The 12343-nt window shown below is 69.3% G+C and carries 4 protein-coding genes; 1 reads left to right on the forward strand and 3 read right to left on the reverse strand.

All coding sequences use genetic code 11. The annotated features are described in order from the left end of the window. Together ACFTZB_RS35550 and ACFTZB_RS35555 are read right to left on the reverse strand one after the other, a co-directional pair. On the reverse strand, positions 1–1775 hold a 1775-nt coding region (locus ACFTZB_RS35550), incomplete at its 3' end, for a condensation domain-containing protein (RefSeq protein WP_378439040.1). 215 nt (positions 1776–1990) lie between these two features. After that, positions 1991–2323 carry a hypothetical protein gene (locus ACFTZB_RS35555; RefSeq protein ID WP_124393462.1) on the reverse strand — a complete coding sequence of 111 codons (333 nt, stop codon included), beginning with the start codon at positions 2321–2323 and terminating at the stop codon, positions 1991–1993. Between the two features lie 172 nt (positions 2324–2495). Between ACFTZB_RS35555 and ACFTZB_RS35560 the strand changes: the two genes are divergently transcribed. Then, positions 2496–2834 (forward strand): RNA polymerase-binding protein RbpA, encoded by a 339-nt coding sequence (locus ACFTZB_RS35560; RefSeq protein WP_124393463.1) that lies wholly within the window; start codon positions 2496–2498, stop codon positions 2832–2834. Positions 2835–3403: 569 nt separating this feature from the next. Here the strand turns inward: ACFTZB_RS35560 and ACFTZB_RS35565 are convergent. Next, positions 3404–12343, reverse strand: an 8940-nt coding sequence (locus ACFTZB_RS35565; RefSeq protein ID WP_378439043.1) for an amino acid adenylation domain-containing protein, incomplete at its 5' end; no start/stop codon positions are given.

A 12343-nucleotide genomic window follows, 5' to 3' on the forward strand; every position in this document is an offset into this window, starting at 1 on the left:
GCCCGGTCGGCGTCCCGGACCCGGCTCAGGTGGTCGACGAACGACGACGCCCCGTCCACCTGCGACCGCAGGACCGCCTTGTTGAAGAACGCCCCGGCTTCCGGGTCTTCGGAGTCGCTCGTGTCGCGCCCGACGATCGGTGTTCCGACCACGACGTCGTCGGTGTCACCCAGCCGGCCCAGCAGCACGGCCAGCGCGGCGTGCAGCGCGGTGAAGATCCCGGTGCCCGCCTCCTCTGCCAGCAGTGCCGCGCGGTGCTGCACGTCGGCGTCGACGGCGAACCCGACGACCTCACCCGCGCCGGCCCGCTCGGCCGGGCGCGGCCGGTCCAGCGGCAACGCCGTCACCTCGGGCAGGCCCGCCAGCTCCCGCTTCCAGAACTCGAGCTGGGACTCCCGTTCGAGGAACCGCGCACCGAGGCGCGCGCTCTCGGCGTGGATGTCGGCGGTCCGCGCCTGCGGCTCCGCGGTGACGAACTCCTCGATCAACTCCACGAATCGGCGGTGGTGCGCACGCAGCTCCTCCGCCCCGTACCGGTTGGGGTTGCCACGGAAATCGAGCAGTGTCTGGCCGTCGCCGCTCTGATAGATGTTGACCAGCAGATCGTCCACCGGGCCCGACGTCACGATGTGATACTCGCCGTCGACGGTGCCCAGCGTGAACGCCTGGTGGAACAGCATGACGTTCACCATCGGGCCGGCAAGCCCCTCCGCGGTCCCCGCGAGTCCGGCGTCGCGGCGGATGTCCTCGAGGCTGCACCGCTGATGACGCAGCGCACCCATCAGTTCGAGCTGCGTCCGCTGCACGAGTTCGGCCACCGTGTCCTCGGGGCGGACCGTGATCCGCAGCGGGGCGACGTTGACGAGCATGCCGCCGGACCGCTGCAGCGGCGCCGTGGTGCGCGCCGACACCGGCAGGTTGATGAGCACGTCCCGCTTGCCCGTCATGCGGGACAAATAGCAGGCGAACCCGGCGAGCAGGACGGCCGCCGACGTGGCACCGACCCGCTGATCCGACTCGCCGAGGAAACCCAGCGCGGATTCGGAGATCTTCGCGCTCTCGAGTCTGCTCTTCGCGGCCGCGGGGGCGTCGTGGGTGGCGAGCGTCGACCCGTGCTCGATGCCGACTATCCGTTCGGCCCAATACAACCGGTCGTTCTCGAACCTGCTCGACTTCCGGTACTTCTGGTCGAGTGCGTACAGCTCGCGCAGGTCCAGCGCACGATTCGGTTCCGGTTCGGTGCCCTCGATCGCCGCGGTGTACAGCGCCGCGATCCGGTTCACCATGGTCATGCCGCTGTACCCGTCGAGCGCGACGTGGTGAATCCTGGTGTACCACAGGTAGTGCTGCTCACCGACCTGCAGGACGTTCATCTCGACGAGCCGGTCCCGGGTCAACCGCAGAGGTGTCGCGTAGTCCTCGTCGATCCACACCTGCGCGGCCGACATCGGGTCGTCCTCGCCGCGGAAGTCGAGGAACCCGATCGACGGGTCGATCGTGAAATCGACCGCCTGATAGGGCTCCCCGTCGACGTCGAGCAGACGCAGGAACGGCGACTGGAACTCCTGACCGGCCTGCACGGCCGCATCGCTCAGCAAGTCCAGGTCGATCTCGCCCCGCAACTCGATGTACTGGGCGATGAACTTGGGGACCGTCGGGCTCAGTTGTTGGGCAAACCACATGCTCCGTTGCACCGAGGAGAGCGGGAAGGCCCCTTCGGGAACGTTCACATCTTCGGCGCCGTTAGTCGGCTGCGGCGAATTCACACTCGTCATCTCGTTCCCCCAGCGGGTAGAAGACCTTGGATGCGCAAGTCCTGCGCGTGAGACGGACCAACCGACGCCGGTCTCCCACGCTGTACTGATCGTGCTGTACGTGTGGGCCCGGTGTGCGTCGATTCGTGATGTTCGTTTCGGAATCGCCATCGATCGGCGACGGTCGGACCGGTCGAGCAGAGTGCGTCCCACGCTCCCCCGCCTCGGTCGGAGGCTCAGCGGAAGCGTTCGGCCTCACGTGCGAGTTGCACGAGATCGGCGCACAGGGACTCCACCTCATGGGCCGCCGCACCTTCGGCAACGGCTGTCGCCACGTCCTCGGCGGCACATCGAACCTGGAAAACCCGGTCGACCATGGCGGAGGCTTCCTCCGAGGTGAGCACCACCGCATCGGCGGGGATGCTGGTGCCCTTGACCTGGTTGCGCTGCTCGTACGCGCGTTGCCGGCACGATTGACGGCAGTACCGGCGACGCCGGCCCATTCCCGTCTCGGCCACTTCGCGTCCGCACCACACACAGGAATCCGGTCTGCGGGAGGCGCTGGTCATGATCGACCACCTTACTGCGCGGCGCCCCCGAGCCCGCCCGGTAAGATGTCGAGGTTGCATCTGCGCGGCGTGCGGGAACCAATCGGGAGGCCGTGGCGTTGTAGATGAGTGTGAACGCTTGGTGCTGGTCCAGGCGTGCTCGCGCGGAGACGAACGAGGAGAGGACACAACCATGGCAGATCGCGTACTTCGAGGGAGTCGACTCGGAGCGGTGAGCTACGAGACCGACCGTGACCACGACCTCGCGCCCCGTCGGATGGCCAAGTACCGGTGCGACAACGGTGAGATCTTCGACATCCCCTTCGCCGACGATGCCGAGATCCCCGGCACGTGGCTGTGCCGCAACGGCCTCGAAGGGACCCTGGTCGAGGGCACCGCGCCCGAGGCCAAGAAGGTCAAGCCGCCGCGTACCCACTGGGACATGCTGCTCGAACGCCGCTCCAAGGAGGAACTGGAAGAGCTGCTGAAGGAGCGCCTCGACCTTTTGAAGGCGAAGCGCCGCGGAGCCTGACACAGGCCACCGAACCGTACGAACGCCGTCTCGGCTCAGCCGGGGCGGCGTTCGCCGCGTCCGGAGGGTCGGCGACCCCGCCTCCGGCGTGGTCCGGGGTTCCGGCGACCCCATCGCCGGCGGGGACGGGATGTTGGACACGGACAAGCTTCTGTAGGTCACTGGGCTGGTCACCGTCTCGACAGGACTCATCCAAGTACTCCGATCTGCTGAACGCGGGCGCGTTACATTCCGAGCACACCAAGCACCGAGCGTCACGCCCCGAACACGCAGTCGAAGAAACCACGTATGACCGACCTCCCGGGCTTCCGTACCGTATGAGAGGTAGGTCACATGACCGCTCTCAATCTACTATTCGGTACCGCGGAGTCAAGGGTTTGGTCTTCTCTTCGGTCAGATCTCACACCTGGGGTATGAAACCGGCACCCTGAAGCCACGGCAGGTCCGGCGTCCGCGATGTTCGGGGTGGTCAACCGCTCATTTCCGCTACAACCGCTCACATTTCGTGGTATTCCCCCTTCACCGCCCAAACCAAACCTCGCGGTCGGTTGAGCGGCGGCGGGGTGTGGTCAGCGCACCGAATGCGGCCGGTTCTCGCTGTCGTCGGGGTCGGCGTCCCTGCCGGTGTCGGGCGCGGCGTGCCGCGGCCGGCGCCGCGCACGCTCGAGGTGCGGTGCGATCGCGGCGAGAGCGTCCGGTGTCGTCATCGTCCAGTGCGTCGCGTCCACCGGGTGTTCGTCGATCCTTCCACGCACGAACGGGCTCCAGCAGGTCACCGGGTCGATGTGGAAGCCGTCGTCGAGGGCGGCGGTGAAGAACACCAGTTCGCCGTCGAACACCCTCGGCCGGTGTCCGTCGATCAGGTCGGGTGCCCGCAGTGCGTTCCCGTAGATCCGGTCGAGTTCCGGGGCGGTGAGCGCCGCCAGCGGACCGCCGACCACCCGGAGCAGCGCGGCCGCCCGCTCGGCGTCGAACTGCCCGCCGGGCGCGAGTTCGTCGAGAACCCCGTCGTCGGGCAGGTCCAGGCCGGCACCGCCGAGAAGGTCCGCCGTGGTCGCGGTGTTCTCCACGCTGCGGTCGAGTCCGACGTAGCTGTCGAGGAGTCCGAGCAGACGCACCTCTTCGCCCGCCGCCTGCAACTGCACCGCCATCTCGTGCGCGATGACCCCGCCCAGCGACCAGCCCACCAGGTGATACGGGCCGTGCGGCTGGATCGAGCGGATCTCCCGGACGTAGCGATCCGCGTAGTCGGTGATCGTCTCCGGGTGCGGCCCGTCCTCGGTCAGAGCCGGCGACTGCAGCCCGTAAATCGGCCGGTCCTCGGTCAGTTCCCGGCTCAGCCCGGCGTAGCTCCATGCGAGCCCGATGAACGGGTGGACGCAGAACAGCGGCTCCGCCGTCCCTCGGGTGCGGATCGGGAGCAGCACGTCGAGCGCGGCACCGGCGTCGTGCTTGCCGTCGGTCGCCGCGTTCTGGATGCGCTGCCCCAGCGACCGCGGTGTCGGGTCGGTGAACATCCACTGCAGCGGGAAGTCGATGCCCAGTTCGGACCCGAGCGCGGACGCGACGCGGGTGGCGATCAGGGAGTTGCCGCCGAGGTCGAAGAAGCTGTCCGTGGCGCCGACCCCGTCGATGCCGAGGACCTCGCCGAACACGGTGGCGACGGCCCGTTCGGCCGCCGTTCGTGGCGGCTGGTACTCGGCGGCGGCCGAGCGGACCTCCGGTGCGGGCAGGGCCTTGCGGTCGAGTTTGCCGTTCACCGACAGCGGCAGCGTGTCCAGGTGCACGACCTGCGCCGGGATCATGTACGACGGAACCCGGGTCGACAGGTGTGCGCGCACGTCGGACCACTCCGCCGCGCGCCGTCCCACCAGATAGGCGACGAGGGCCTCCTCGCCGCGCTCGTCCCGGTGCACCACCACGACCGCCTGCGTGACATCCGGATGCGTCTCCAGGGCAGACTCGATCTCCCCCAACTCGATCCGCTGACCCCGCAACTTCACCTGGAAGTCCGTACGACCCAGATACTCCAGAGCCCCATCACCCCGGCGCCGCACCAGATCCCCCGTCCGATACATCCGACCACCCGCGACGAACGGATTCGCCACGAACCGATCCGAGGTGAGATCAACGCGACCGAGATACCCCCGCGCCAACTGATCACCCGCCAGATACAACTCCCCCGCCACCCCGTTCGGCACCGGATGCAACCGCGCATCCAGCACATGCACCTGCGTGTTCCACACCGGACGACCGATGGGCACCGACACCGTGTCCGACGCACCGGTCTCCCAGGACGTCACGTCGACCGCAGCCTCCGTCGGCCCGTACAAATTGTGCAGATCCGCACTGCTGACCGCCCGGAACCGCGACACCTGCTCCGGCGTCAACGCCTCCCCCGAACAGAACACCAACCGCAACGAATCACACTGCACCACAGCCGGTTCCGCAGTAAACACCGACAGCATCGACGGTACGAAATGCATGGTCGTCACGTGACGTTCCTGTACCAGCCCTGTCAGATACCGCGGATCGCGATGTCCGTCGGGTGCAGCGATCACCAGCGACGCCCCCACCTGCAGCGGCCAGAACAGCTCCCACACCGACACGTCGAACGTCACCGGCGTCTTCTGCAGAACGATGTCCGTGCTGGTCAGGGCATATTCGTGCTGCATCCACAGCAACCGGTTCACGATCGCACCGTGCGTGACCGCGACCCCCTTCGGACGACCCGTCGACCCGGACGTGAAGATCACGTACGCCGTGTTCGCCGCGGACAGCGGCCGGAGCCGGTCCCGATCGGTGACGGGCGCGCTGCCGTACCGGGAGAGGTCCTCGGAGGCGACGTCGATGACGGGGACCGCGCCGCTGTCGGCGAGTCCGGGACCGCTGACCAGCACACATGCCGGCTGTGCGGTGTCGAGCACGTACGCGGTGCGCTCGACCGGATGGTCGGGATCGACCGGCAGGTAGGCGCCGCCCGCCTTGACCACGGCATGGATTCCGACGAGCAGATCGATCGAACGGCGCATCGCCACCGCCACCACCGACTCAGGGCCGACGCCCTGCTCGATCAGTCGGCGCGCCAGCCTGTTCACGCGGGCGTCGAAATTCGCGTAGGTCAACTCGTCCCGCTCGAAGACCACCGCGATCCGGTCGGGGTCCGCCGCCACCGCCGCGTCGAGCAGCGATGCGAGGGTGCCGGCGGGCACGGGGTGCGAGGTGTCGTTGGTGCCGGCGATCTGCTTCCGTTCGCCGCTGCCGAGGATGTCGAGGTCGCCGACCGCGGTGTCCGGACCGTCGACCGCCGCCCGCAGCACCTGCAGGAACCGCTGCCCGAACACGTGCGCGGACGGCTCGTCGAACAGGTCGGCGGCGTACGTGAGGCGGGCGGCGATCCCGGCCGGGACTCCCTCGGAGTCGAACTGCTCCATCAGGGTGAGTTGCAGGTCGAATTTGGCGATGTCCACGTCGAAGTCGACACCGCTCACCGACAGGTCGCCGAGTTCCAGGGTCGCCTGGTCGAGGTTCTGGAACGTGAGCATCACCTGGAACAGGGGGTGCCGCCCGGTGGACCGCGACGGATTGACGACCTCGACGAGGCGCTCGAACGGGACGTCCGCGTGCGAGAACGCGGCGAGATCGGTCTCGCGCACATCGGCGAGGAGTTCGGCGAATGTGCGCCCGCCGTCGACGTGCTGTCGCAGGACCAGCGTGTTGACGAACATGCCGATCAGGTCGTCGAGTTCGCGTTCACCGCGTCCCGCGACGGGGGTTCCGATGGCGATGTCCGCGGAACCGGCGAGCCGGCTCAGCAGCACCGCGAGCGCCGAGTGCACCACCATGAACACGGAGGCGTTCGCGTCCCGCGCCGCACCCAGCAGGGAGCCGTGCAGATCGGACGGCACGGTGAAGTCGACGGTACCGCCCCGGTACGACGCGACCGCGGGACGCGGCCGGTCGGTGGGCAGATCCAGCTGATCCGGGGCTCCCGCGAGGGTCTGCGTCCAGAACGCGAGCTGCCGCGCCGACACCGAGTCGGGATCGGTGTCGTCGCCGAGGAGGGCCCGCTGCCACAGGGCGTAGTCGGCGTACTGCACCGGCAGCGGCGCCCAGTCCGGGCTCGTGCACGCCGACCGCGCCGCGTACGCCGCCATCACGTCCCGCACCATCGGCGCCATCGACCAGCCGTCGCCGGAGATGTGGTGCACGACCACGGCGAGGACGTGCTCCGTCGCGGAGATCCGGAAGATCCGCACCCGGACCGGGACCTCCGCGGTGACGTCGAACCCGGTGGTCACCAGGTCGGCGATCAGAGCGGGCAGTGCGGTCTCGTCGGTCGCGACGACGGACGCTGTGTCACCGACCCGGTCGGCGGGCAGGATCACCTGGTGCGGGCCGTCGGCGGAGTCCGGGTAGATCGTCCGCAGCGACTCGTGGCGGTGGAGGACGTCGGTGACCGCGTGCTGCAGTGCGTCGACGTCCAGGACGCCCGACAGCCGGACCGCGACGGGGATGTTGTGCACGGCGGAGTTCGGGTCGAACCGGTTGAGGAACCACATCCGTTGCTGCGCCGAGGACAGCGGGAGCCGTTCGGGGCGCACTGTCGGGGTCAGCACCGGGCGGGCGGATCCGGTCGCGTCCGTCGAGTCCAGCAGCGACGCAAGGGCACCGACGGCAGGCGCCTCGAACAGGGACCGAATCTCGACGCGGCGACCGAGCGTCTCGGACAGCCGGGCGACCACCCGGGTCGCGACGAGGGAGTTGCCACCGAGGTCGAAGAAGTTCGCGCCGGTCCCGACCTCCTCGACGCCGAGCACGTCGGCGTACACGGCGGCGACGACCTCCTCGGTGGGTGTTGCGGGCGCGCGGTATTCGACTGCCGTCGAGGCCAAGTCGGGTGCGGGGAGCGCCTTGCGGTCGAGTTTCCCGTTCGCGGTCAGCGGCAGTTCCGCGAGCACGACGAGGGCGGCGGGCACCATGTAGCTCGGCACCGCGGCGCCGACGTCGGCGAGCACCGCGGCGGAGTCGATGGTCGAGCCGTCCTCGGGGACGACGTAGCCGACGAGGGCGGTCCCGGTGTGCGGGTTCCGGTGGGCGACCACGACGGCCTGCCCCACCCCGGCGGACCGCACCAGCGCCGATTCGATCTCGCCGAGTTCGATGCGGAATCCGCGGACCTTCACCTGGAAGTCGGAGCGCTCGAGGTATTCGAGGACCCCCTTCCCGTCCCGGATGCGCCACCGGACCACGTCACCGGTGCGGTAGAGCCGTGAACCGGGTGCGCCGAACGGGTTGGCAATGAAGCGCTCGGCCGTCAGATCGGTGCGGGCCACGTAGCCGCGGGCCAGCTGGTCACCGGCCAGGTACAGCTCCCCCGCCACCCCGACGGGAACCGGGTTCAGCCGGGCGTCCAGCACGAACGCCTGCGTGTTCCATTCCGGTCCGCCGATGGGGACGGTGTCGGTGTCGCCGTCGGTGTGAGCCCAGGCGGTCACGGACACGGCCGCCTCGGTGGGGCCGTACAGGTTGTGCAGGGAGACGGAACCGAACCGGCTGCGGAAACGGGCGGCCGCGTCGGCGGGCAGCGCCTCACCGATGCACAGAACCCGGCGCAGGGCCGGCTGCTCCCCCGCACCCGGGGTGAATGCCTCCAGCAGGGACGGTACGAAATGTGCTGTCGTGACGCGGTGCTGACGCATCAGGTCCGCCAGGTAGGCCGGATCGCGGTGGCCGTCCGGGCGGGCGATGACGAGCCGGGCACCCGCCGTCAGCGGCCAGAACAGCTCCCACACCGACAGGTCGAACGTGACCGGCGTCTTCTGCACGACCGCGTCGGTGGTATCGAGCGGGTATTCGTGCTGCTTCCAGCGGAGTTGGTTCGCGATGGCGGCGTGCGGCACCGCGACTCCCTTGGGTCGGCCGGTGGACCCGGACGTGAAGATCAGGTACGCCGTGTTCTCCGGTCGCAGCGGGGCGCGGCGGTGCGCGGCGGTCACGGGTCCGCGCGGGGCGAGGTCGAGGGTGTCGACCTCGAGTACGGGGACGTTCTCGGTGGTGAACCCGTCCGCGGACGTGGTGAGGATGCACACCGGGCGTGCCGTCTCCAGCACGTATGCCAGCCGGTCTGCCGGATGTCCGAGATCGATCGGCAGGTACGCGCCACCGGCCCGCAGCACCGCGTACATCCCGGTGAGCAGTTCGATCGACCGGTTCATCGCCAGCCCCACCACCGCTTCCGGCCCCACGCCGGCATCGATCAGCCGGTGGGCGAGCGCGTCGACGCGCCGGTCGAACTCGGCGTACGTCAGTTCGGTGCCCTCGAAGAACACCGCGGGGTCGTCGGGTGTCCGCGCCACCTGGGCGGAGAACAGGTCGGGGAGGGTCGTCTGCGGCAGATCGACAGCGGTGTCGTTGAATTCGGCGATCACCGACTGCCGTTCGACGTCGTCGAGAAGGTCGATGGCACCGACCGCGAGGTTCGGGTCCCGCACGACCGACCCGAGGATGCGTAGGAAGCGTTCCGCGAACGCCCGGACCGTCGTGTCGTCGAAGAGGTCGGTGGCGTAGGTGAACTGGGCCTCGATCACGTCCGGGGCGCCGTCGGCGTCGTGCTTCTCCGACAGCGTCAGGTGCAGGTCGAAGTTGGAGATCGTGTTCGGCACGTCGAGTCCCTCGACATGCAGGCCGGGAAGTTCGAGTGTGGCGGTGGCGAGGTTCTGGAACGAGAACGCCACCTGGAACAGCGGGTGGTGCGCGCGGGAACGGGCCGGATTCAGCACGTCGACGAGGCGCTCGAACGGGATGTCCGAGTGCGCGAACGCGCCCAGGTCGGTGGACCGTGCGACGTTCAGGCTGTCCGCGAACGAAGTCCCGAGGTCGACGTGGGTGCGCAGGACCAGGGTGTTCACGAACATGCCGACGAGTTCGTCGAGGGACTCCTCGCCGCGTCCGGCGATGGGCGCGCCGACGGCGATGTCGGATTCGTTGCTCAGTCGCGCGAGGAGGACCGCGAGCGCGGTGTGCATCACCATGAACAGCGAGGCGTTCCGGCCGCGCGCGAGCGTCAGCAGTGCGCGGTGGGTGTCGGCGTCGATGGTGAACGGCACGTGCGCGCCCCGATGGGAGGCGACCGCGGGCCGGGGGCGGTCGGTCGGCAGCGACAGCCGGTCCGGCAGACCGTCCAGGGTGCGGGTCCAGTACGTGATCTGTTCGGCAGCAACCGATTCGGGGTCGGCCTCGTCGCCGAGGAGTTCCCGCTGCCACAGGCTGTAGTCGGCGTACTGCACCGGCAGCGGCGTCCAGAGGGGGACGTGCCCCTCGGTGCGGGCGGTGTAGGCGAGCATGACGTCGCGGGCCAGTGGGGCGAGCGACCAGCCGTCCCCCGAGATGTGGTGGGCGACCATGACGAGCACGTAGTCGTCGGTGCCGACGCGGTACATCCGTGCCCGCAGCGGCACGTCCGAGGTCACGTCGAAGCCCGTCGTCACGAGTGCGAGCACCCGTTCGAGGACGTCGTCGGGGTGCGCAGGCACCGGTGTCAGGTCGGGCACCGCGTCGGTGGCGGGCAGGATCACCTGGTGCGGGCCGTCGGCGGAATCGGGGTACACGGTGCGCAGCGCCTCGTGCCGTCCGACGAGATCGGCGATCGCGATCTGCATGGCACGCAGGTCCACCTCACCCGACAGACGGAGTGCGACCGGCAGGTTGTAGGCCGGTGACGCGGTGTCGAACTGGTTGATGAACCACATCCGCTGCTGCGCGAGCGACAGCGGAATGTGTTCGGGGCGCACCCTCGCCGTCAGTGCGGGCCGCCGCGCACCGTGGGTGGTGGTCTCGGTGATCCGCGCCGCGAGTGCGGCGACGGTGGGCGATTCGAACACCTCACGGACCCCGACGTGGACGTCGAGGGCGGCGTTGATCCGCGACACCACCTGGGTTGCGAGCAGCGAGTTGCCGCCGAGGTCGAAGAAGCTGTCGTGGATGCCGATCTCGGGGAGGGCGAGGATGTCCGCGAAGATGCCGGCGACGATCACCTCCATCGGGTTCCGCGGCGCCTCGAACGTCGTGGCCGCGGCGGCGAAGATCGGTTCGGGCAGCGCGGCCCGGTCCAGTTTGCCCGCCGGGGTGAGCGGCAGGACGTCGAGGAGGGTGACGGACGCGGGGACCATGTACGCGGGCAGGGTGCGGCCGACGAAATTCGCGACCTCGACGCGGTCGACGTCCTCACCGGTGAACGGCAGCACGTACGCGACGAGGGAGGTCTCCCCGTTCGGGTGCTCGTAGCCGATCGTGGTGGCGTACTCGATCTGCGGGTGCGCGGTGAGGGCGGCGTCGATCTCGCCGAGTTCGATCCGGAATCCGCGGATCTTCACCTGGTGGTCGGTGCGGCCGACGAAATCGAGGACGCGGTTCTCCCGCCAGCGGACGAGGTCGCCGGTGCGGTACAGGAGGTCGCCGGGCTCGCCGTACGGGTCGGCGACGAAGCGTTCGGCGGTCAGTCCGGGCCGTCCGAGGTAGCCGCGGGCCAGACTCGGTCCCCCGACGTACAGTTCGCCCGGCACCCCCACCGGCACCGGACGCAGTCGCCCGTCCAGCACGAGCGCCCGCACCCCGCGGCTCGGGCCGCCGATGGTGACCGGTTCGCCGGCGCGGAGCGGTTCGGTGATGGACGACATGATCGTCGCCTCGCTGGGGCCGTACGCGTTGACCATGCGGCGTCCGGGCGCCCAGCGGGCGACCAGTTCCGGCGGGCACACATCACCGGCGACGACGACCACGGCGAGGTCACCCAGCCCGCGGTGGTCCACCGACGCCAGCGCCGCCGGGGTCGAGAACGCATGGGTGATGCGTTCGGCCGCGAGCAGTTCCGCGAGTTCCGATCCGCCGTACATCGTGGGCGGCGCGATGATCATCGTGGCTCCCGCGCCGAGTGCCATCAGCATCTCGAACACGGAGGCGTCGAAGCTCGGCGACGCGAAATGCAGTGTCCGCGAACGGGACGTGACGCCGAGCAGCTCACGTTCGTCGGTCACCAGGTTCATCAGGCCGCGGTGCGTCACCGCGACACCCTTGGGTCTGCCGGTCGATCCCGACGTGTAGATGACGTACGCCACCTGGTCGGACAGGATCGGCCGCATGCGGTCGCGGTTGGTGAGCGGCAACCGGGACTCGTGGGTGCAGTGCACCTCGAGTGCCGGGTCGTCGAGGAGCATCCACCGGATCGAGTCCGGCAGCAGTTCCCGCTTCCCGGACACGGTGATCCCGACCATCGCCCCGGAGTCCTGCACCATGTGCAGGATGCGGTCCGCGGGGTAGCCGGGGTCGACGGGCACGAAGGCGGCACCCGTCTTGGCCACCGCCCAGACGGCCACCACCGATTCGAAGGACCGGGGCAGCGCCAGCGCGACCCGGGTTTCGGGTCCCACTCCCCTGTCCACCAGCAACCGGGCCAGCTGGTTCGACCGTTCGTCGAGGTCCCGGTACGTCAGTCCGGTGCCGTCGAAGAC

This window comes from Rhodococcus sp. NPDC057014 (assembly GCF_042673295.1).
In the GTDB taxonomy this organism is placed as follows: domain Bacteria; phylum Actinomycetota; class Actinomycetes; order Mycobacteriales; family Mycobacteriaceae; genus Rhodococcus_F.

Bases quoted from the DNA above. Each gene is read 5' to 3' on its own strand.
- ACFTZB_RS35555 (WP_124393462.1), bottom strand. From the start codon at position 2,323: ATGACCAGCGCCTCCCGCAGACCGGATTCCTGTGTGTGGTGCGGACGC.
- ACFTZB_RS35560 (WP_124393463.1), top strand. From the start codon at position 2,496: ATGGCAGATCGCGTACTTCGAGGGAGTCGACTCGGAGCGGTGAGCTAC.